The following is a 21,636-nucleotide window of genomic DNA, read 5'->3' as shown; positions in this document are numbered from 1 at the left end:
GCCATCGCCGCCGAGGTGCGGGGGGGAACCGCACTCCTCCGTCCTCGGACGCCGGCTGGCTCCGCACGTCCTGCGCCAGGCGCTGACCGTCGCCCTCGTGGGGGTGGCGCTGGCCATGACGGCCACACTCGCCCTGCTGAGCATGACGTCGCTGCCGTTCGAGGGCGTGCTCTTCGAGGCCGTCTCCGCCTTCGGCACCGTGGGCCTGTCCACCGGCATCACCGCCGACTTCCCCCAGGCCGGGCAGCTGATCCTCGTCCTGCTGATGTTCGTCGGCCGGCTCGGACCGATCACCCTGGTCTCGGCGCTGGCACTGCGCGAACGCACCCGCCGCTATGAACTGCCCGAGGAGCGACCCGTCATTGGTTAACCCACTGCGTGTACTGCGCCGCCGCAAACGCCCCGCCGCAGGGCTGCATCGCACCAAGGACCAGCGGGTCGCCGTCATCGGCCTGGGCCGCTTCGGCAGCTCCCTCGCCAGCGAGCTGATGCGCAGGGACTGGGACGTCCTCGGCATCGACACGGACGCCCGCCTGGTCCAGAAGCACAGTGACAGCCTGACCCACTCGGCAGGGCGTAGTCGTCGTCGAACTCGATGAAGTCGAGCATGCGGCCGGTCACCAGGTGGGCGACGCGTTCGCCCATGTCGTGCTCGGGGAGGACCACATGGTGGATGCCGAGGCGTTCGAGGATCTGGCCGTGCTGGCGGCTGACGGCCTTGGCCCAGATGTTGGGCACGCCGGCGTCCAGCAGGTTGGAGGCGACCAGGATGCTGGCCTCCATGTCGGTTCCGATACCGACGACCGCGCTGGTGAAGTCGTGGACGCCGAGTTGGTGCAGGACTTCCGGATCCGTGCAGTCGGCGACCTGGTCAAGACCGTAGCCCCCCAAGTCGCCACCGGGGTGGCGCTCGGACAGAGCCACGTCCGCAGCAAGTACGGCGTCACCGTGGTCGGCATCAAACGCCCCGGCGAGGACTTCACCTACGCCACCGCCGACACCGTCGTCCAGGCTGGGGACGTCATCGTGGTCACCGGGAAGACGCGGGCCGTGGAGACCTTCGCAAACCTCAGCTGAGCGGAAGACGCAAGCTCGCCCAGCCTCCGATTTGCGGGTGAGGCTTCTTCTGGACGGGCCGCACCGACAGGCAGGGCCCCCGTCCGTCGGTGGCCCCGCACTCGCCCGGAGGACACCCCCCATCTCATCGACTCATGGGCAGCATTGCCTCTGACAGGCCCCAGGCGCCGCCGCCTCCCCGCCACTCGACGAGGGGAGTGCGGTCCAACTCCTCGACCTCCAGCTCTACACCGTGCCGCCGTGCCGCCGTGCCAACAAGATGATGTCCTGGACGCCGTGTGCCACTCCGACGACCCTGCCCTGAAGCGACATGGCACGCCCCTCCATGAAGGTGGGGGCGTGAACGACGATGGGAGCAGCCCTGCCCCGTTCCACACCTGGCGGCTCCGGGCACGACCAAGGACCACTCCCAGTCCGGAGATCCCTCGGGGCGCGCTGCGCATGGCCGCGACCCACGACCTGATCCTTCGCCTGTCCATCTGCCAGCATCCGAAGGCTCCCCTGTCAGCGCCGGTAGTCGTGAGGCTGGGAGATCACCTGCCGGTTCCCCCTTCGTACCTGCCCCTCTGATGCTGCCGGATGCCGTCATGAGAGGTCCATGGATGAAGTAGCGGACATTCAGCATCTGTTCGCTGCCGGAGTCCGGCAACGAACGAGGCGCGGCGAGCTACCGCGCCTCACCCGCACTGGCCTCGCTCAGGCTTGCTGGTCAGTGGGGTTCGCAAGACACAATACGGTGCCGTCACTCCCAACCGAGAGGGGACGGCTCGGTGGCGGCAGACGGAGCGAGGGGCTCTGCGCCCGCCGTGTTGAAGGCGGCCAGGGCATCCATTAGCGCCAGTCGCTGTTGCGCGCTCAGACGTTCGACGATGAGGGCGATCTCCCTGCGCCGCCGGGCGGTGACCTCCTCGACCGTGCGGCGTCCTTCCGCCGTGAGGCGCAGCAGGGTCTCCCGGCGGTTGTCCGTGGACACGATGACCGGAGACCCCCGAGGGAGTTGTCCAGCCAGGATCAGCTCCTCCAAAGGGGTTCAGGAATTCCGGGCAAGCTGTACTCCCAGTTATCGCGCTGGACGACGGAGAGTGCTCTCATACCCGTCGTGGCAGGCACACTCCGCTGAATCCCGGCCCGCACACTTCGCTCGTCGTCAAGGCTGACGCGGAACCGGATCTACGCCTTCCAAGAAGCCCGCGAAGTATCCGCCCCCCGTGAGTTCGCGCCGCAATGCTCGAACCGCGTGAAGGGGCTCCCACTGCCTACCCAGCCCCGTCAGCTCACCATCGCCTCCTCGAACTCCCCGTCCGGGACGGCACCCAGGAGGTCGGCAGCGGTGAACGCTGAGCCTGGACCGGCTGCCTCTATTCGCGGTATGCCCGTCAGGTCGTCGGCGCGGCGCAGAAGATCTACGAAGACAACGCCCCCTCCCCCACTCGGCAAGGCACCCTGTGCAGCCGTCTGGCACGGCCATCCGTAGGGGTCATGGTCTCGCCCTGGCACGCCGAGCTGCATGTTGAGCTGAGCGGAACCAGATTCGTGACGGAGCATGTCGAGGGCGCGCCACCAGCTACGTCCCAGAAGTACAGCGATTGCAGAGTATGACGAGACGGGAGAGGACAGCATGACGATTCAGCGGATGGACAACGTCGGCATCGTGGTCGAGGACATGGATGCCGCCATCGCGTTCTTCGTGGAACTTGGCATGGAGCTGGAGGGCCAGGCGGAGGTCGGCGGCCTCGTTGCTGACCAGTGCACCGGACTCGACGGCGTCCGTTGCGGCATCGCGATGCTCCGGACCCCGGACAGGCACAGCCGAATCGAACTGGCGAAGTACTACAGCCCTGCGTCGATCAGTCCCGGACCGCGCAAACAGCCGCACAACGTTCTGGGTACGCATCGCGTCATGTTCGCCGTCGACGACATCGAGGGCACCGTTGCCCGCCTGCGCACTCACGGCGCAGAACTCGTCGGCGAACTGGCACAGTACGAGGACAGCTACCGGCTCTGCTACGTCCGCGGGCCGGAGGGCATCATCGTTGGGCTGGCCGAGCAGCTCAACTGAGGACTCACGACGGGACCGGTGCACTCATCACTCGTCCAGCCGCCGCCTTCAACCTCGCGCGTGTTTCATCGACGTCCGCTTTGAAACGCGCGGTCGTTCACCACTGGGTGATGAGCGGCATGCCCGGTTCGTGCCGCTGCCATGCCTCGTTGATGCGGGTGAGGTGGGAGGGAGCAGCGATGCCGCGCACGGTTGCGATCCTGCCGTGGGTGAGGTCGAACGTCACGACGCCTACAATCCGGTCACCGAGTACGAAAAGGAGGGCGGGGGTGCCGTTGACGTGCGCGTACTGGACGGCGAGCGCGCCGCCAGCGAACCGTCGCTTCGCAGCCGTGGGAGTGAAACCGGCCCGTGCGACGGCGGCGATACGCCGGGGGGTGTCGTACCGCAGCAGCTTCCTGGTCAGGCCGGCCCCGTCGGAGACCGCGGTCGCGTCGTCGGTGAGTAGTGCCACCAGCCGTTCGGTACGGCCCGAGGATGCGGCGGCGAGGAACTCCTCGACAATCCTGCGGGCGGACGCGGGATCGACCGCTTCGCCACTGCCGCTGCGCCCGGCGTCGATGCGACGCCGGGCCCGGTGGAGATGCTGCTGGCTCGCGGACTCCGTGAGGTCCAGTATCCCGGCGATCTCGGCATGACTGCAGGAGAACGCCTCCCGCAGGACGTAGACCGCTCGTTCGAGGGCTGAGAGACGCTCCATGAGAGTCAGCACGGCCAGGGAAACCGATTCGCGCTGCTCGAACGTGTCGGCCGGCCCGAGTATCGGGTCACCGTCCAGCAGCGGTTCGGGCAGCCATGTGCCGACCGCGCGTTCATGGCGGGCCTGTGCCGAGCGGAGGCGGTCCAGGCACAGGTTGGTGACGACCTTGGTCAGCCACGCCTCCGGTACCTTGATCAATTGCCGGTCGGCGGCCTGCCAGCGCAGGAACGCGTCCTGTACGGCGTCCTCGGCGTCAACTGCGGATCCCAGCAGTCGGTACGCCAGGGAGGCCAGCCGGTTCCGGCTGGCCTCGAACAGGCTGGTGCCGAAGCGATCAGCGGCCGTGCTGTCCACGTGGACCACCCTAGGCGGTTGCGCGACCGCTGCCTCGGCGGGCATCCGGAGCAGCGGCCAAGCGGCGCCTGCGGCCGGGACGGCCGAGGGTCGGGTGCGAGGATCCCCACAATGCGCCCTTGATGATGCCCGTCTTGATCAGCGCGGCCTTGCGGCCGCTCAGACACTTCGGTTTCGCCTGCCCGTCGCCGTCCACCGTCTGCAGGATCCCGTCCAGGCGCCCGAGACTGATGGCGTTGTAGGTATGGAGCAGCTTGGTCTTCGCGACCTTGCGGCCGGTCAGGCTTCCCACGATCGCGTCGATCGCCTGTCGTCCGGTACAGCCCGCCGATCCGCAGGACATCGGCAGCGGACGGCCGTTGTCGCCGATGACGTGGACGCTGTCGCCGATGGCGTAGACGTTCGGGTGCGAGACCGACCGCATGGTGCGATCGACGACGATCTGGCCGTTGTCGGTGACCTCGAGACCGCCGGCGGCGGCGATGGGGCTCGCTTCGAACCCGGCCGTCCATACGGTTGCGTCGGAGGCCAGGGACGTGCCGTCGGCGCACAGTACGCGCGTGGCTTCAACAGCCTCGACGGTGGTGTGCTCCACGACGGTGACGCCGAGTCGGTCGCAGGCCCGGCGCAGGTGGCCGCGGGCGGCACCGGAGAGGCGAGCACCCAGCTCGCCGCGTGCCACCAATGCCACCGACAGCCCGGGCCGGGATTCGGCGATCTCGGTGGCGGTTTCGATGCCGATCAACCCGTCGCCGACCACCAGTACGCTCCCGGCCTCGCCGCGTTTGTCCAGGCCGGCCAGGTGCTCACGCAGGCGCAGTGCCGAGGGGCGAGCGGCGACGTCGAAGGCGTGTTCCGCGACGCCGGGGACGCCGTGGTGGGCGACGTGGCTGCCGAGTGCGTAGACAAGCGTGTCGTAGCCGATCTCACCGCCGCCTGTGGCATCCGCCACGGTGACGACGCGGCGTTCGGGGTCGACTGCGGTGACACGGGCCAGATGCAGACGGATGCCGGTGCCCTCGAACACGTCCGCGAGCCTGGGAGCCTTGATCTCCTGGCCGACCGCGAGCTGGTGCAGCCGCATGCGCTGGACGAAGTGCGGCTCAGCGTTGACAACGGTGATCTCGCTGTCCAGGGGAGACAGCCGACGGGCCAGGTTCCCGGCCGCGTAGGCTCCGGAATACCCGGCACCGAGGACGACGATGCGGTGCTTCATGTGCTGCTCCTATCAGTTCGCCTGCTCTCGCTGGTTGAGCGGAACAGCGCTTCGATTGCTGACAGACAACGGATGTGACGTGGATCACACACCTGAGGGATCTCCGCCGGGTCCCGGCCGGGAGAGTCGGGCATCGGTGGCATGCAACCCGATTTCGGTACGCCGGCCCTCCCGGTATGGCCAGGACGGCGGACAGTAACTGCGAGTCCGCCCCGGCCGCCGTGCCGGGCCGATGGGAGCAGGTGAAGCAGGTAGGGCGACTGCCGTCCCGGGTCCGGGTCGATGGCGCTCTCGGGCAGCCGTTGACGGTGAGGAAGCGGGTGACAGGACGGTTCGTGCGGACATGGCGCGCCTTGTTCGCCGCCCACTCGGCCCGCACGGTCGTCGTGGCCCTTGCCGCCGTGGTCGTAGTCGGCACCGTGCTGTCGGCGCTCCCGCTCGCCACGAAGAGGAATATGCCGTCCGGTTCGGCACGGCCCTGTGCACCGCGACCTCTGCGTCTGTGTGACCGGGCGGACCGCCGTTCCTCAACGTGCGGGGTGGGATCCGGAGTACGTGTGCCGACGGGCCCGGATGCCCGACGGAACTCCGGCCTGGCCCAGCCGGAGCTACGTCGAGACCCACCGGATCCTCTCGCACCGCACGCCCCGGGCACCCCCTGCTGACGGGCGAGGAGCACGGCAACGCCGCCCGAGGCGAGGTCCGCACCCAGTCAACGAGCACGCCATCTCGGGCTCCGGACGATTTCTCGCCAAATCGAGCAACCTGGCGTTGACCTTCGTCCTCTCAGCCAGGAGCCCCTTTCTCGGGGTGAGTGCGAGCCCGTCGCATTCCGGCCCCGATTCGCTCAGCACGTTAGTTCGAGCATTCCCCTGATCATGCATCACCGCGACCTCTCTTCACTCCTGACTCACAGGTGATGCACTGTGCGCACACAAGCGCGAAGACTCGTCACGGCCGTGCTGGCCCTGGCTCTCCTGACCACAGCGGGGGGCACGCCCTCCTGGGCCTCGCCCCGGGACCGGCCCCACACACCGGCCACCGGGGCCATCGATCACCAGCCGGCCCGGACAGCCGACGACCTGCCCAAGCCCCCCAAGGCCATGACGCTGGCCGAACGCCGCAAGCAGGTCGCCGAGGACCGGCACGAACGATCGCCGATGCGTGACTACATGAACGCCCCGGAGCGGACACCCAAGGGTGAACGCCACAGCCCGCCGGACACAAACCACGTCGACCGTGGACCGGCCGCCCAGTCGAGCGTGTCACTGCAGCCCCTCGCCGCGGCGGCCGAAAACCCCACTTGGGTGTCGTCCTGGGCCACCGCCTATCCGGGGATGCTGTCGATCGGTGGACAGGTGAAACTGCCCAAGCAGGGATCGTCATACACCGGAATGTGGCTGTACGTCCTGGACGAGAGCGGATACCCCGTCGTCCAGCAGGAGATCAAGAAGTCGACGGACGATCCCAGCGGTGACACTCCGGACACGGGTGCCTGGTGCTACGACTGGTGGTCGAGCAACTCCTACCCCGCGGACCAGTGCTTCTGGTGGGCCGGCAGCGCGCTGGGCGGCATCCTCGAGGACGGCAAGGAGTACTACGCCTGGGTCTTCCTCAACAGCGCCGACGGGACGTCGAGCCCGGGCGGTACCACCTCGCCGTTGGTGGAGGCGTTCTACACGCCGGTCATCCCCGGGGCCCAGGCGGGGATCTGCACCTGCTACGCGCAGGCGCACCGCGCAGACCCGGTCAACACGGCCACCGGCATGTTCTTCGAGCAACTCACCGACGCCTCCTTGGTGAGCCCCGGCGTGCCCCTGGCCTTGGAACGCACCTACCGCTCCGACTCAAGCGCCGTCGGCCTGCTGGGACGCGGCTGGGCCACCCCGTTCGACGCCAAGCTGACCCTCGCGACGGGAAAGGTGACCTACCGGACGGACGACGGCGCGTCGTTCGTGTTCACGCAGAACGGTGACGGCTCGTACACCGGCCCGGCGGGCTCGGCGGCCAAGCTCGTCAAGGGTACGAACACGTACACGATCACCACACCGGACCACATCGGACGGATCTTCGACAGCAGCGGCCAGCTCACCTCCGTGACCGACAAGGCCGGCCAGGGCCTGGCCCTGATCTACGAGTCCGGCCAACTCGTCTCCGTCAAGGACGCCGCCGGACGCACCACCACCTTCACGCCCGGCACCGACGGACTGCTCTCGAACGTGGGCCTGCCCGACGGCACATCGGTGTCGTACGGGTACACCGGCGGTCTGCTGACCTCGGTGACCGACCCGGCTGGCCGGACGTCGTCGTACGCCTACGACGCGAGCAAGCGCCTGTCCTCCTACACCGACCCTGCGGGCGGCAAGGTCACCAACGTCTACGACACGTCGGGCCGCATCGCGTCCCAGACCGACCAGAACGGCATGACCACCACCTTCACCTGGGACGGCAAGAGCGAGTCCCACACCACGGCGCCGGACGGCGGCGTGTGGACGGACGTGTACGCAGGCAACGTCCTGATGGAGACGATCGACCCGTACGGCAAGAGCGTCACCTATGACTACGACCGCCGTCTGCGTCCCGTCGCCATCACCGACCAGCGCGGCAACACCACGCAGATGACCTACGACAGCGCCGGGCGGATGCTCACCCGCAGCGCCCCCTCCGCCCTCGGCTACGCGGAGAGCTGGACCTACGACGGCGCGGGCAACATCACCAGCCACACCGACGGCCGCGGCAACAAGACCACCTACACCTACAACACGTCCAACCAGCTGACGTCGACGACGGATCCGCTGGGCGGCAAGACCGGGTACACATACACCGCGCTCGGCTCACTGGAATCAGTAACGACCCCGCGCGGCAAGGTCACCACCTACGGCTACGACGCGGCAGGCAACCGGACGTCGGTCACCACCCCGCTCGGCGAGAAGACGACGTTCACCTACGACGACGCCGGTCGGATCCTGTCCAAGACAGACCCGCGCGGCAACGCCGCGGGAGCCGATCCGGGCGCCCACACCACGGCGTACGCCTACGACGGCCGCGGGCTGCTCAGCTCGGCCACGGATGCCCTGGGCCGCACGACGGCCTACGAGTACAGCGGTGCCGAGCAGCTGGTGTCGGCCACCAACCCGGCAGGCGAGACCACGACGTTCGCCTACGACGACGCCGGCCACCTGACCCGGACCACCGAGCCGGCGGGGAACTACGTCACCCGCACCTACGACGCGAGCGGACGCCTGTCCTCCGAGACCGACGCGACCGGCGGCAGGACCACCTACACATACGACAAAGTGGGCCGCCTGCTGAGCCGCGTCTCGCCACGCGGAAACGCCGACGGCGCCGAACCGGCCGGCTACACCACCAGCTACGCCTATGACGCGGCCGGCAACACCACCGAGGTGACCGGTCCGACCGGCGCGTCCTCCACCACGACCTACGACGCGATCAACCGTCCCCTCGTGGTCACCGACCCGCTGGGCCACACCACTGGCTACACCTACGACGCCAACGACAACGTCACCAAGGTCACCGACGCCGCGGGCGAGACGGTCACATCCGTCTACGACAAGAACAACCGGCTCACCAGCAGCACCAACCAGCTCGGCAAGACCACCTCCTACGCCTACGACGCCGACGGCAACCTGCTCAGCCATACCTCCCCGCTCGGCCACAAGGCGAGCTGGACCTACGACGCCGACGGCCGTCAGGTCACCGCGGTCGACCCGCGCGGCAACGCCACCGGCGCCGACCCTGCCGAGTACACGACCGCCTACGGGTACGACCGGGCGGGCAACCCCACCACGGTCACCGACCCGCTCGACGGCGTGACCACCACCACTTACGACGCGGTGAACAACGTCGTCAAGCAGACGGACGCGGACGAGCGTGCCACCGTCTACGGCTACGACGACCTGGACCGGCTGACCGAGGTCACGGCTCCCGGCGGCGCGGTCACCACATACGAGCACGACACGGCTGGCAACGTCACCGCCCGCACCGACGCGAACGGCCACGTCACCACGTACGGCTACGACGCGGCCCATCGCCTCACCTCGGTCGCCGACCCGCTGGAGCGGGAGACCAGCTACGGCTACGACGCCGACGGCAACCTCACCCGCAAGACCACACCCCGCGGATCCACCGACTACACCCACGACCCGCGCGGCCTGCTCACCGAGATCGACTACGCGGGCACCACACCGGACGTGACCTTCGGTTACAACGACGCGGGTCGCATGACCGCGCGCGCCAACTCGAAGATCTCCGAAGACTTCGTCTACGACTCCGTCGGCAACCTCACCAAGACCCGCCACTTCGCCTACACCTACGACGCCGCCGGACAGATACTCACCCGCACCCACAGCGGCGGCTCCGTCGCGTACACCTACGACGACGACGGCCGCACCGCCACGACGACGGCCGACGGCGAGACCACCACCTACACCTGGGACCCGGCCGCGCACCTCACCCGGTCCGCGCTGCCCAACACGGAGACGGAGGAACGCGGCTACGACGGCGCGGGCCGCCTCACCGCCGTCACCTCCGCCAAACAGGGCGCCACGGTCACCAAGACCACGCTCACCCTCTCCGCGGCCGGTCTGCCCACCCACGTGAACATCACCCGGGCCGGTGTCGGCACCGGCGGCTACGACCTGACCTACGACACCGCCGGCCGCCTCACCACCGGGTGCTTCCCACAACCCGGAACCGCCGGATGCGCCTCCGGCCGCGCCACGTCCTACACCTACGACAAGGTCGGCAACCGCCTCACCTCCACCCTGGGCGACACGTCCACCGGCTACACCTACGACGCCGCCGACCAGCTCACCTCCACCACCACCGGCACCACGACCACCGCATACGGCTACGACACCGAGGGCAACCAGACCAAGAAGGGCCCCGACACCTACACCTACGACCTGGCCGGGCAGATCTCCGCCGCCACGATCGCCGGAGCGAGCTACACCTACGACCACGATGCCAGTGGCAACCAGGTCGCCGTCGCCAAGAACGGCACGACAACCAACCGCTACCAGTGGGACCCCAACGCCCCCCTGCCCCTGCTGGCCTCGGAGTCCAGCGGACTGGGCATCGCGCAGACGTACCGGTACGACCCGCTGGGGCAGCCGGAGTCGACAGAGACCGGCGCCGGCGCCGTCTACTACTACCACCACGACACCCAGGGCTCCCCAGTCGACGTCACCGACAGCTCCGGCACCCTCCACCAGCGCTGGGCCTACGACCCGTACGGCACCCGCACTCTGGACACCGTCACCGACGGGGCTCCCGCGAGCACCCCTTCCTACACCGGCGCCCGCTACGAGACCACCACCGGCAACCTCGACCTGCACGCCCGCCAGTACGACCCCATCACTGGCCGCTTCGCCCGGCCCGACCCGGCAACTCGCTCCTTGTCGACACCGTATGTGTCACCGTACGCATACGCGGACAACGTCCCTTCCCTCCTGACGGATCCCAGCGGTCTGTCTCCCGACGACCCGAACAACGATCGCGTCGACAGCCTCGGCGAGGCGGCGAGTATCTTCGGCGACGGCTTCGTCGAGGGCCTAAAGTCCCCCTTCGTCTTTCTCGGAGACGCCTACAACGCGCTCACCGGCCAGAACGGCGGTGCCGGCGCGTTCGTCGACAAGTACCTGCCCGTCCGCCCCGCCTACCGTCTGTACCGCGCCGACTACATGCTTCGCCAGCAGGGCTGCGACGCCCTCGCGGACCTGTACACCGAAGCGGCCGAAGAACTCACCAAACAAATCCTCCTCGTGGGAATCGGCGGGCTGACCGGATGGCGCCGGACGGCCGTCGCCCCCGAGACCGCGACGGTCCTCAACGTGGGGAACCTGCGGTTCGGGCCTGGAGGTGGCGGGGTCACCAGAGGGTACGGAGGCATCCCCTACAAGACCCCGATCACAGAACAGCTCAGAGCACTGGTCAACCCGCAACGCGGCGAAACCAACTGTCGCGCCTGCGCGGTAGCAGTCGACCGCCTGCTGGCCGACGGTGCTCCGTCCTCAGCACCCGGAGGTCTCAGGGAAGGCTCCACAGCACCCATCGAAGCACTGTACGGCGGACGGCAATTCAAGTCGTCCACCGTCTCCGGCATCGTCAATGAGATCAAGAACGCCGGAAACGGCGCCCGAGGTATCGTGATGGGGCAGAAGGGACGGCGAGCCCACGTGTTCAACGTGGTCAACATCAAGGGAGACGTCGTCTTCCTGGACGGCCAATCGGGCCACGCCAATCTCTCAACATGGCGCAACTTCTCCCTCCTGAGGACAGACTGATGCTCGACATGGAAGAGGCAACCAGGCTGGCCAGGCAGTTCCTGGACCAGGAGGTCAGCCACGAGGGCATGGCCTTCGCACTTGTCGAGGGCGAGCGCACCCAGGTGGGCACCGCCTTCTACTTCGACTGCCAATCGGTCGCCTACCTCCGCACCGGGGACCTCCGGGACATGGCCATCGGCACGGGCTACATCCGCGTCGACGGGGAAACCGGGGAGTGCCGCATGCTGGGAGCAACCGAATCCGCCCAGCTCGACCTCTTCTGACCAACTGTGGCCGCACCCCTGGTGTGACACATGAGGACCGGGCCGGTGGACGGGCAACACCTCGTCCACCGGCCAGGCAACCAGCCCGCTCACGCTCGTGGTTCCCCTCCGTGCAGCAGCGCCGCCCCCGTGGCGAAGAACGGCAGGCGGCGGCCGGGCAGCGCGTACATCACGCTCCCGGTCACGGCACCAGCGGCCTGTGTCGATCAGCCGTCCCACGGATACCTGTCCCGGTCGGGGCAATCCGAGTTCACGACCGGCGGACGCGCCCGTCGTCGTCCTCGCTCGACTCCCGCGTCTGCGTGTTGCTCACAGGCTCGGGAATGCCGGTCAGGTCCTCGACGTCGAAGATTCTCGCGATGGGCACGTCGGTGCTGCTGTGAGCGATGATCGAGAAGGCAATGCAGACGGCGATGAGCGTGTAAGCCTGCTCCCCCTGCGGAATCCCGGCCTGCAGCACGAGAAGCCCGTAGACCACGGACGCGAATCCCTTGGGGCCGAACCATGCGGCCACCAGCTTCTCCCGACGGTCGAACCGCGTACCGACGAGAGAGATCAGCATCGACGCCGGGCGCACCAGCACGATCGCCAGGAGCACGGCCACGTAGCCGGTCCAGGACAGGTCGGCGAAGAGCTGGGGCGTCAGCAGTGCGCCGAAGACCAGCAGTGCGGCGAACTTGGCCAGCTCCGCGAGTGACTCACCAAGTGGTTCGAAGGCCGTCTTCGCCTCGGGCGACACGGCGGTGAGAACGGCGCCTGCGGAGAACGCGGCCAGGTACGGGTTGGCATGGGTCAGGTGGCACGCGGCGTAGAGGATGATCCCGATGGCCAGTGGCAGCAGTGGCTGCAGCTTGGGCTCTGCTCCCAACAGCCGGAACCGTACGAGTCCGTTGACCAGGAGTGGCAGCACCACGCCGAAAGCGAGTCCCAGCCCGAGCTCCAGGGCGATCTTCCCGAAGGACGCCTCTGCGTGGCCGCTGGTCGGTCCGGCGGCGGCAATGAGGACGAGTACCACAGGCAGGGCCAGCCCGTCGTTGATGCCGCTCTCCACGTTCAGCAACTGCCGGAGCTTGGGCGGTACTTCCTTGCGGCCCACGATCGCCGAGGCGAACACCGGGTCTGTAGGGGCGAGGACGGCGCCCACGAGGAAGGAGGTCGTCCAGTCCAAGCCGACCAGGTAGTGAGCGATCAGCGCCATACCGATGAAGGCCAGAGGCATGCCGAGGCCAAGGGCGCGGGCCGGGTTCTTCCAGTTCTCCCTGAGCTTCGGGAAGGACACGTGCATGCCGTCGGTGAACAGCACCGCGAACAGCGCCAGATCGGCGGTGACCGCGACGATGTCGCTGTCCGGTGTGATGTGGATCAGCCCGAGGAACCCGTCACTGACGAGAGCGCCGCCGACCAGGAAGAGGAAGGACGTCGACAACACGGTACGGGCCGCGAGTCCGGAAAGCAGAACGGCAATGAGCAGAGCGGCACCGAAGACCGCGACGAGCACCACAAGAACCAACCCCGATCGACGAAGACAGATATTCCCTGCCGCCGACCAGACTTCCCGGCACTCCGAGACGGACTTTACACGCCCCTTACGCTTCTCTGACAGATGCCTGACGGGCAGCGTCAGGCACCGCACACTGCCGCGTTCCGGCACAATGCACCGAGCACGCGCAGCCTGCCCCCCATCCCCAAATATGCGCGGGCGATCGGCGAGCGCGGACACGCGCGTCTCCTGTTCGCCGCCGGGAGCCGACGCTTCCTCGGGCTGCCCGTGCGGAAAGGGCCTCGACCTGTTCCGCAAGCGGATCACCTCGGACGAGAACATCCGCGTCTGGAGGCGGCCCGCCGCATGGGCATCCAGGTCACCATCAACCTGATCGTCGACCCCGCACCGAGTCCCGCCAGCTCACCACCCGCGACTACCGGCGCCTCGACATCCAGCACGCCGTGGTCCCCGCCACGCTGCCCCTGAGCGGTTCTACGAGGAACTGGTGCGCACTCAAGCCGTGACCAACTGCAAGTATCTGGGCCTGCGCACCGTCTTCGGCGCGGACCGCATCCTCCACCGGAACCTACTGCCCGGGCAGACCAACTTGGCCCGGATGCCGTGGAAGTTCAACCAGGTCTACTTGTCGCACCGGTAACCGACCGACCACGCCCGCCCGGTCCGCGACGAGCTGCCCCTACCGGAGCGGCTCGACGCCGGTGACCGCCGCGAGCTGTACGTGCACACCCGCGCCGGCGCCAAGCGCACACCTGCACGTCGGGCGGCCGGCTGACGCAAAGGAACTGGTACCCGCGATCCCCGCCCCCTTGACGCTCTTTGCATAATGCAAAAGTGAGGAAGGGGAAGCAGTGAGCGTCATACACAGTGAGGGACGGGCCAGACGCCCGGTCTCGGACGTCCGGGGCTCGATGATGGTTCTGGCCATGCTGGTCGGGGCGGGGACGGGGCTGGGCTCGATCGCCTTTAGGTGGTGCATCCAGACCTTCACCCGGCTCTTCTCGGGGCACGACGACTACGCGGCGGCACCCGGGAGCAGCAATCCGCACGTCTCCTGGCTGGGCCCCTTCTTCGTGCTCGCGGTGCCGGTCGTCGGCGGTCTGCTGTACGGGCCGCTGGTCAACCGGTTCGCCAAGGAGGCACGCGGACACGGTGTCCCGGAGGTCATGCTCGCGGTGGCCCAGCGCGGAGGGCGGATCAGCCCCAAGGTCGCCGTGGTCAAGACCCTCGCCTCGGCACTGACCATCGGCTCGGGCGGATCGGTGGGCCGCGAGGGGCCGATCGTACAGATCGGCTCCGCGCTCGGATCGACTCTGGGCCGCCTGACCAGACTGACCGAAGACCGGGTCAAGCTCCTGGTCGCCTGCGGCGCCGCGGGAGGCATCGCCGCCACCTTCAACGCCCCGCTGGCCGGCGTCATCTTCGCCATGGAACTGATCCTGGCCACCTTCAGCATCGAGGCGTTCGGAGCCACCGTCCTCGCCAGCGTCGTGGCCAGCATCATCGGACGCGCCGCCTTCGGGGACGTGGCCTTCCTCACCCTGCCGACCTTCCATGTCCAGCACCTGATCCAGTACACCTTCTTCGCCGTCCTGGGAGTCCTCGCGGGCGGGATCGGGGTCGCCTTCACGCGCGTCCTGTACGCGATCGAGGACGCCTGCGACTGGGTCTGGCGCGGGCCGGAGTGGCTGCGTCCCGCAGCGGGCGGTCTGGCCCTCGGCGTCGTCCTGCTCGCCCTGCCGGAGATGTACGGCGTGGGGTACCCGGTGCTGGAAGGCGCCACCGAGGGCAAGTACGCGATCGGCTTACTCCTGGTCCTGCTCCTGGGAAAGATGATCGCCACCAGTCTGACCATCGGCATCGGCGGGTCGGGCGGAGTGTTCGCGCCCAGCCTGTTCATCGGGGCGACGCTGGGCGCGGCATTCGGTGCCGGCGTACACACTCTGCTGCCCGGGGCCGCGGGCGCCGTCGGCGCTTACGCGCTGGTCGGCATGGGGGCCGTCTTCGCGGGCGCAGCCCGAGCCCCGATCACTGCGGTGGTGATCCTCTTCGAGCTCACCGGCGAATACTCGATCATCCTGCCGTTGATGCTGGCGATCGTCCTGGCCACCGTCACCAGCCGGGTACTGACCAGGGACACCGTCTACACCCTCAAACTGCGCCGCCGCGGCATCGACTTGGAGGGCCCGGCAGCAGGCGCGGCCATCGGCGGCGAGACCGTCGCCAGTGTCATGGAACCGCTGCCGGCCCCGGTGGCCGACTCCTTGAAGCTGGCTGAAGCGGCTCGTCTCCTGAGCCGTTCCGCACACGGAGCGCTGCCGGTCCGCGGTCCCGACGGCGCGTACATGGGCATCGTCACCGCGCGCGCAGTGACCGAAGCCCTGGCGGAACAACCCGACGGCGCACCGTCGGTGACGGGCGACCTCGTGGAGACACCACCACGCGTGACCGCCGACCAGCAACTCGCGCACGCCCTGTCTCCGTTGCTGTCCGCCTCCGGCACGGGACTCCCGGTCCTGGACGCCGGAAAGAACGAACCGGTCGGCTGGCTGAGCCACCAAGGCGCCCTGAGATCACTGCACCCGCCACAGGACACCCCGACGGCCGCGTCTCCTCGGTGACAGAAGACTCAGCTCGCCGATCCGCGCAAAGTACCCCTTCGGAGTTCGCCCGTCACCGGTCACGAGACGTGCGGGCCGCCGAGGTAGCGTCCGTCGGCGTCGAACGGCCAGGCGTTCGCCACGCACCCCTTCAGCCCCTTGATCTGCTGCATCATCACCGGTGCGGGCCGACCCGCGCCGGGGCAGGTCTCGTGACCGTGCCCGATGCGGTGCCCGACCTCGTGGTTGATGATGAGCGCCCGGTACTCCTCGATCGGTCCGTCGAACTCCGGCGAACCGAGCAGCCAGCGCCGCAGATTCACCACCACGGTACGGCCAACACTGCAATTGACCTCACCATGCGTGTCCAGGCCGGCCGCCCCGCACAGACAGTCCACCGTGTGCGGCGTGGCGATCTTGACGACGAAGTCGCGCGGCCCCGAGGCCACGAGCCGGAACGAGTCCACGCCGTCGCTGCCCCAGCCGCGCGGATCCCCCAGGATCCCGGCGATCTCCCGCGCCGCAGCGTCCGCCACGACGCCGCTGCCGTCCTCGACCTGCACCTGGTAGCGCCGCAGCCGCGCTCCCGTGCCGACGACCCGGCCTTCGGCGGCCGCGGTGACGAACGTGCCGGGACCGACCTCCGGCACCGCCGCCGCACCCCGCACGCCGTCCCCTGCAAGCGACGCCGCGTCGGGGGACCGCAGGCAACGGGCAAGGGCTCGCACGGTCTTGCTGTGCCGCCAGTGGCCGTACGCGCTTCCACAGCTCAGCAGCACACCCCCGGCCACCAGGCAGGCGAGCCACGTTCGCCCCATCCGGCTCCGGACGGTGCGCCCCTGACCGGACCCCCACCGCCGCACAGACCACACCCCCTCATGGTTCAGACCAATACGTCGACCCTAGCCGAACGTAAGCACTGCCCAACGGGCCCGGCAGGTCCATGGTCAGTGCGCACAGCGGCTACCCTCACAGCGGGACCGGCGCCCGCAGCCCCCGCGCGTCATACCGGAGCCGATATGTCTGCCGAGCGCCCTGGAAGGTCAGCAACGTGGGCAAAGACACTGGCCGCGTTCGTACTTCTCGTACTCATGCCGCTGGTGATCTGGTTCCTGGCCAGTTTCCCGGGATCCGGCGCGTTTCCGTGGTGACGTCGGCAGCCCCGGCCCCGGACATTGGCCCGCGCGCCCACGGCAGGTGCACCTCGGCTGCGTACATGCGCACCGGCACAAGCGGTCCAGCGGATTTCCGGCAGATCATACTTGACGGTGCGGGAGTGCCCCGCCGTGGCCTGGAACGAGAGGGTGGCAAGCCGGTGAGCAGCGATACCAAGGGGCTAAAGAAGGTCGATGTACGGCTCAAATGGGATCCAAGCCCCTGGGACCGGCCGTCTCACCATCTCGACATCATCGCCACGACCTACGCCGCGGACGCACCGCACGGGCGACCCGTCTATGTCGTCCAGTTCGACAAGCGATCGCCCGACGGAACCATCAACATGAGTCGGCACAGCCAGACCGGTCAGGGTTTTGGCTTCGTCGAGGAGATGACGTTCGAACTCGACCGCCTGTCGCCCTCCATCGCACGCGTGCTTGTGGGAGTGGCGATCCATCAGGACGACGGACGCAAAACCTTCGGCGACGTCTCGAACACCGGGGTGGTCGTGGCCGAGGGGTACAGGCAACTTCTGGCGGACGACTTCGAGCGGGTCGCCGGGGCCACCGCCGCCACGGTGGCGGAATTCACCCGGAACGCCTCCGGCGCCTGGGATTTCCAGGAAGCGGTCCGAGGCTTCGACAGTGACCCCGCCCTCTTCACCACGGAGATGGGCAACGCACCACGGCCCTGACTGCGCGACGACACGTACTCGCACCCCGCCGAGAGCCTTGAGGGTGCACGAAGGGGCCGAGGTGCCGGTCACCGGATCGCAGGGCCCCCAACTTGCACTGCTGCCGCGGCTCGCGAGCCGGTACAGCACCTCACGGGCCGCGGTCCGAACAAAGGCGCGCGCCTTCCGTGACCAACCGGTCCGACCTCAGGAAGAGGCGCTCTCCGACAGCCCCCAAGCCGCAGAGTCACCTCCCCGCCACTCGACGAGGGGACTGCGGTCCAAATCCTCGCGTTCCAACTCCACACCGTGCCGACGTACCAGCACGATGACGTCTTGGACATCACGCGCCACACCAACTGCCCTGCCCTGCACGGATATGGCACGGCCGCCTTCCAGAATGGTTGGTGTGTGAACGACAACGGGAGCGGCCCTGCCCTGTTCCGCCCCTGGAGGCTCCGGACATGCCCAGAGGCCGCTCCCGGCTCGGGACTCACCCGTGGTGCGCCGCGTGCGGCCACGGGGCACGAACCGACCCTCGCCCTGTCTGCGTCCGAGCATCCAGCACTCCCCCTGTCAGCGTCTGTGGCGGTGTGAGTGGGAGCGCTCCCCTCGACTCCCCCGACACCCGGCCACCTGATGGTCCCGAACTTCCTCGCTGGAGGTCCATGGGCGAAGTGCAGCAGAATCAACCACTGTTCATTGCCGGAGTCCGGCAACGAACAAGCCGCAGCTTGAGGATCCCGGGACTGCCACCGCTGACCACCAAAGCGAAGCCGACTCGGGGCTGCTCCGCCCTGCCTTCAGCACCGTGCCGCTGTCCGGGCCCGCGCCCCTGGGCCTACATCTTCTCCTTCCAGCCGATCCGCACCAGCCAGGCATTGACCGGCCACGCCGTGAAGAAGCCGAGAACCATGGACACTTGCATCATCATCCAGTAGGCGGCACTCGTCTTCGGCAGGCCGGGCGAGAAGACGACCTCCTGGTAGAGCCACATGCCGAGGAAGAGGCCGATCTGAAAGGCGACGATGGACAGGGTGTCGGCCTTCACGGCTGCCCAGACGCCCTTGAGTCGGCCGATGTCGCGCATGGGGACGATGGTGAAGTACTGGAAGAGGATGCCCAGGACCCAGGCGAAGGCGAAGTCCAGGGCGAAGTCGGCGTAGAGCGCCTTGCCTGCGAGCGTGAGTGAGGCCGCGTACACGAGCCGCTCCGCACCGATGTCCCCGAGGGTGCACCCGGCCCCGCAGTGGCTGATGGCCTTCGACTGCACGTCCCACTGGGGCAGCTTGTCGGAGTCGGGCATGCCCTGCTCCTCGACCACCGGCTTCGAGGTACGCCGACCGCGCGTGAAGTAGAACCAAAGGGCAACCGGCCCCCAGTACAAAGCAGTGACCGGATACACCAGATTCATGATCCACATCTTCTGGCGGCGGCCGCCCAGAACGATGTCTGCCAGGATGACGAGCCCACTGGCGAAGGCCACAGCCAGGCTGAACCAGCCCACCGCCTCGATCCAGTCGGCTGGCTGCACATGCTGCTCCACCGGATTCACCTGCCCGCCCGTCGAAGTCGTCGATGATCAGGCAGTCGGGTACCCCAGCGCGGGTCCGCAAGCACCGAGACGCCGGCTCGGCTGCGCGGCCCGGACGTTCCCTACCAAAGCGGGCACTCAGAGTGCCCGCTCAGGGAATGCCGACGTACAGCGTCGACGCCCGTTCACGGACGTTCTGCGCTAGTCGCCCCCTGGCCACCAGGACGATCAGAACCGGGGGCGACCGGGTGATCAAGCAGGCGGAAGGATCGCACCACTGCGATGACACAGGCGACGACCAGGCCGGCCACCCAGCCGGCCAGGCTCCTCAGCACGTCCGTGACGCTCGTCGCCCCTTCGACACCGCGCGGAGGTACCAGCCCTTTCGGGTCATAGACGAGTGCCAGCGCGTCCCCCGGTCGGGTGGACCGTGTGCACCCCCGCCAGATCCGGGCGCTGGAGGGCGCTCCGTCGCGGTCTTCCACCGAGCAGAAATAGCGACCCCGCGCCCCGGGCGCCTCCTCACTCGCCTGGACAGACGTCACGACCACGGACCGCTCCTGCCCCCGGGCCGTGAGGACCACGCCGGCTGCGATCTGAGGCGTGTGCAATGCGAGGCCCACGGCCAGGACGGCGACGATCCCCACCATGGCTCGACCGGCGCGCACCAACAGGAGGTAGAGGACGAGGCCGAGTGCGCACATCAAACCCACGTCGCCTGCGGCGAAGGCGGACTTGCCGGTCCAGGCGCCGAAGAACCCGGCACCCGCGATCAGCCCCGTGCCGAGGATTCCGGCGCAAAGCCCCTCTCCGATCAGCATTCGAGGCGGCAGGCCAGTGAACTCCGCAGGCCCCCAGACCATGGCGCGCACATGAGTTGCCATGTGAGACCCGTCGACGGACGAACCACGGTGCAATCTGCTCATACGTGGGGCCCCTCACACCCGCAACGGGCATGGGCCCGCTCCTTCATTTCATTGCATTGTGCAAAACAGAGTACGGTGTCGTCATTCCCAGCCGAGAGGCGACGGCTCGGCGCCCGCGTCCGGGGCGGGGGGCTCCGCGCCCGCCTCGTTGAAGGCGGCCAGGGCGCCGATCAGCACCCTTCGCTGCTCCGGACTCAGACGTTCGACGATGACGGCGATCTCCGTACGCCGCCGGGCGGTGACCTCCTCAACCGTGCGGCATCCCTCCGGCGTGAGCCGCAGCAGGGTTTCACGCCGGTTGTCGGGATTGACCTGGCGGTCCGCCAGCCCGGCGGCGATGAGCCGGTCCACCATGCGCATGGCCGTCGAGGGGGCGACGTGGAGAAGGTCGGCGAGCGCAACGAGTTTGGTGGCACCCCGGGTGGAGAGGACGACCAGCATCCGGAACTGCGGCAGCGTCACCCGGTCCTCGACTGCGGACAGGGAACGGGCGGAGACCGCCACCAGCAGCCGGGACGCGGTCAGCACCTCCCGCGTGACCGCATCGACGTCCTCCATGGTCCCCTCGCGGGACTCGTGCTCAACCATGGGTCTTTTCTACCGGGAACCTTCATTTAGACTGTGCAAAATTTTGCCTGCCGAAGTGATAGTCAGCGGATTCTCCGCCCCGTCGAGACGGGGAGTGGACACCGCCCACCCTGTGGAAGGCGAGCATGACACCTGACGAAACGGACCCCGCCAGACCCCCCGTTCCCACCGGCTGGCGCAGGCTGGCCGCTCGCGCGCCCATCCTCCTCTTCCGGGCCGGCCTGGGGCCTCTGCTCGGCAGACGGTTGCTGCTGTTGCACCATGTGGGCCGAGTCAGCGGAAGCGACCGCCGGGTGGTTCTCGAAGTCGTGGCGTACGAGGCGCCGTATCGCTGCTGGACGGTCGCCTCCGGCTTCGGTCCGCGCTCCGACTGGTACCGCAACCTGCGTGCCCAGCCGAAGACGGTCGTCCAGTTCGGCAACCGCCACCACGCCGTCACCGCCCACTTCCTCACTCCCGACGAAGGCGCCGACATCATGACGCGCTACGGCCGGCGCCACCCCCGCACCGCCCGCCGCCTGTGCGCCTACCTGGGACTGCCCGCCGACGGCACCGAGTCGGCCCTGCGCGAAGCCGGGCGCACGATCGCCTTCGTCCGCCTCGAGACAGACACCTGCCCACCGGACGCTCCGCGCCGACACGAGGCCCCGACACCCCGGAAGTGAGCACCAATGCCGAACCC

16 protein-coding genes and 3 pseudogenes are annotated in these 21,636 nt (G+C 68.4%); 10 read left to right on the top strand and 9 right to left on the bottom strand.

The annotated features are described in order from the left end of the window. Positions 1–55 precede the first annotated feature (55 nt). Positions 56–370 (top strand): potassium transporter TrkG, encoded by a 315-nt coding sequence (locus IE258_RS41735; protein WP_308434192.1) that lies wholly within the window; start codon positions 56–58, stop codon positions 368–370. Beyond that, positions 363–599 carry an NAD-binding protein gene (locus tag IE258_RS17865; RefSeq protein ID WP_229892189.1) on the top strand — a complete coding sequence of 79 codons (237 nt, stop codon included), beginning with the start codon at positions 363–365 and terminating at the stop codon, positions 597–599. The genes IE258_RS41735 and IE258_RS17865 overlap by 8 nt, the downstream gene beginning before the upstream one ends. 115 nt (positions 600–714) lie before the next feature. Here the strand turns inward: IE258_RS17865 and IE258_RS41240 are convergent. Continuing rightward, positions 715–924, bottom strand: a pseudogene (locus IE258_RS41240) (NAD-binding protein); the annotation flags it as partial. Here IE258_RS41240 and IE258_RS17855 point away from each other — a divergent pair. Then, positions 835–1,077 (top strand): cation:proton antiporter regulatory subunit, encoded by a 243-nt coding sequence (locus tag IE258_RS17855; RefSeq protein ID WP_229892218.1) that lies wholly within the window; start codon positions 835–837, stop codon positions 1,075–1,077. The pseudogene IE258_RS41240 and the gene IE258_RS17855 overlap by 90 nt on opposite strands. A 742-nt stretch (positions 1,078–1,819) precedes the next feature. Here IE258_RS17855 and IE258_RS17850 read toward each other — a convergent pair. Further along, positions 1,820–2,101: pseudogene (locus IE258_RS17850) on the bottom strand (winged helix DNA-binding protein); the annotation flags it as partial. A 594-nt stretch (positions 2,102–2,695) separates the two neighbouring features. Here IE258_RS17850 and IE258_RS17845 point away from each other — a divergent pair. After that, positions 2,696–3,136, top strand: a complete 441-nt coding sequence (locus tag IE258_RS17845; protein ID WP_189744623.1) for a VOC family protein — start codon at positions 2,696–2,698, stop codon at positions 3,134–3,136. 97 nt (positions 3,137–3,233) lie between these two features. On the opposite strand, the gene IE258_RS17840 is transcribed toward IE258_RS17845, so the two are convergent. Next, complete coding sequence (locus tag IE258_RS17840; RefSeq protein WP_189744621.1) at positions 3,234–4,190, bottom strand: sigma-70 family RNA polymerase sigma factor; 957 nt, start codon at positions 4,188–4,190, stop codon at positions 3,234–3,236. Between the two features lie 10 nt (positions 4,191–4,200). Then, positions 4,201–5,406, bottom strand: coding sequence for an NAD(P)/FAD-dependent oxidoreductase (locus tag IE258_RS17835; protein ID WP_189744619.1), 1,206 nt, complete (start codon positions 5,404–5,406; stop codon positions 4,201–4,203). A 1,103-nt stretch (positions 5,407–6,509) separates the two neighbouring features. On the opposite strand from IE258_RS17835, the gene IE258_RS17830 reads away from it, so the two are divergent. Together IE258_RS17830 and IE258_RS17825 are read left to right on the top strand one after the other, a co-directional pair. Next, positions 6,510–11,711, top strand: a complete 5,202-nt coding sequence (locus IE258_RS17830; RefSeq protein ID WP_189745036.1) for a DUF6531 domain-containing protein — start codon at positions 6,510–6,512, stop codon at positions 11,709–11,711. Next, entirely contained in the window at positions 11,711–11,977 is a 267-nt protein-coding gene (locus tag IE258_RS17825) for a hypothetical protein (protein ID WP_121712015.1), read from the top strand. Before IE258_RS17830 ends, IE258_RS17825 begins: the two co-directional genes overlap by 1 nt. A 250-nt stretch (positions 11,978–12,227) precedes the next feature. Here IE258_RS17825 and IE258_RS17820 read toward each other — a convergent pair whose 3' ends face one another. Further along, positions 12,228–13,478 carry a cation:proton antiporter gene (locus IE258_RS17820; RefSeq protein ID WP_189745034.1) on the bottom strand — a complete coding sequence of 417 codons (1,251 nt, stop codon included), beginning with the start codon at positions 13,476–13,478 and terminating at the stop codon, positions 12,228–12,230. Positions 13,479–13,752: 274 nt separating this feature from the next. Between IE258_RS17820 and IE258_RS17815 the strand changes: the two are divergent. Together IE258_RS17815 and IE258_RS17810 are read left to right on the top strand one after the other, a co-directional pair. After that, positions 13,753–14,253 (top strand): annotated as a pseudogene (locus IE258_RS17815) (hopanoid C-3 methylase HpnR); the annotation flags it as partial. 139 nt (positions 14,254–14,392) lie between these two features. Next, entirely contained in the window at positions 14,393–16,099 is a 1,707-nt protein-coding gene (locus tag IE258_RS17810; protein ID WP_189745032.1) for a chloride channel protein, read from the top strand. A gap of 59 nt (positions 16,100–16,158) precedes the next feature. Here the strand turns inward: IE258_RS17810 and IE258_RS17805 are convergent, their stop codons facing one another. After that, positions 16,159–16,896 (bottom strand): DUF3152 domain-containing protein, encoded by a 738-nt coding sequence (locus tag IE258_RS17805; RefSeq protein ID WP_229892188.1) that lies wholly within the window; start codon positions 16,894–16,896, stop codon positions 16,159–16,161. 497 nt (positions 16,897–17,393) lie between these two features. Between IE258_RS17805 and IE258_RS17800 the strand changes: the two genes are divergently transcribed. Further along, positions 17,394–17,927: a TerD family protein gene (locus IE258_RS17800; protein WP_229892187.1), complete on the top strand. Its 534-nt coding sequence runs from the start codon at positions 17,394–17,396 to the stop codon at positions 17,925–17,927. Positions 17,928–18,747: 820 nt separating this feature from the next. Here IE258_RS17800 and IE258_RS17795 read toward each other — a convergent pair. From IE258_RS17795 to IE258_RS17785, 3 genes are all read right to left on the bottom strand, one after another. After that, positions 18,748–19,452, bottom strand: a complete 705-nt coding sequence (locus tag IE258_RS17795) for a DUF4396 domain-containing protein (RefSeq protein ID WP_229892186.1) — start codon at positions 19,450–19,452, stop codon at positions 18,748–18,750. Between the two features lie 173 nt (positions 19,453–19,625). Next, a complete protein-coding gene (locus IE258_RS17790) occupies positions 19,626–20,303 on the bottom strand; it encodes a hypothetical protein (protein WP_229892216.1) in 678 nt (225 codons plus the stop codon). A 144-nt stretch (positions 20,304–20,447) separates the two neighbouring features. Continuing rightward, positions 20,448–20,954 carry a MarR family winged helix-turn-helix transcriptional regulator gene (locus tag IE258_RS17785; RefSeq protein WP_189744617.1) on the bottom strand — a complete coding sequence of 169 codons (507 nt, stop codon included), beginning with the start codon at positions 20,952–20,954 and terminating at the stop codon, positions 20,448–20,450. 125 nt (positions 20,955–21,079) lie between these two features. Here IE258_RS17785 and IE258_RS17780 point away from each other — a divergent pair, with 125 nt between their 5' ends. Beyond that, the gene (locus tag IE258_RS17780) at positions 21,080–21,619 is read left to right on the top strand and encodes a nitroreductase family deazaflavin-dependent oxidoreductase (RefSeq protein WP_189744615.1); all 540 of its coding nucleotides are present in this window, start codon (positions 21,080–21,082) and stop codon (positions 21,617–21,619) included. The last annotated feature ends 17 nt before the right edge of the window (positions 21,620–21,636 follow it).

This window comes from Streptomyces tendae (assembly GCF_014650435.1).
GTDB classification, from domain to species: domain Bacteria; phylum Actinomycetota; class Actinomycetes; order Streptomycetales; family Streptomycetaceae; genus Streptomyces; species Streptomyces tendae.
Note: the sequence above shows the minus strand (reverse complement) of the source record. Positions and strands in the feature narration are given on the sequence as shown.

Excerpts from the sequence above, each read along its gene's own strand:
- IE258_RS17845 (WP_189744623.1), top strand. The coding sequence starts at position 2,696 with ATGACGATTCAGCGGATGGACAACGTCGGCATCGTGGTCGAGGACATG.
- IE258_RS17835 (WP_189744619.1), bottom strand. The coding sequence starts at position 5,406 with ATGAAGCACCGCATCGTCGTCCTCGGTGCCGGGTATTCCGGAGCCTAC.
- IE258_RS17830 (WP_189745036.1), top strand. The coding sequence starts at position 6,510 with ATGACGCTGGCCGAACGCCGCAAGCAGGTCGCCGAGGACCGGCACGAA.
- IE258_RS17825 (WP_121712015.1), top strand. The coding sequence starts at position 11,711 with ATGCTCGACATGGAAGAGGCAACCAGGCTGGCCAGGCAGTTCCTGGAC.
- IE258_RS17810 (WP_189745032.1), top strand. The coding sequence starts at position 14,393 with ATGGTTCTGGCCATGCTGGTCGGGGCGGGGACGGGGCTGGGCTCGATC.
- IE258_RS17805 (WP_229892188.1), bottom strand. The coding sequence starts at position 16,896 with ATGGGGCGAACGTGGCTCGCCTGCCTGGTGGCCGGGGGTGTGCTGCTG.
- IE258_RS17790 (WP_229892216.1), bottom strand. The coding sequence starts at position 20,303 with ATGGTCTGGGGGCCTGCGGAGTTCACTGGCCTGCCGCCTCGAATGCTG.
- IE258_RS17785 (WP_189744617.1), bottom strand. The coding sequence starts at position 20,954 with ATGGTTGAGCACGAGTCCCGCGAGGGGACCATGGAGGACGTCGATGCG.
- IE258_RS17780 (WP_189744615.1), top strand. The coding sequence starts at position 21,080 with ATGACACCTGACGAAACGGACCCCGCCAGACCCCCCGTTCCCACCGGC.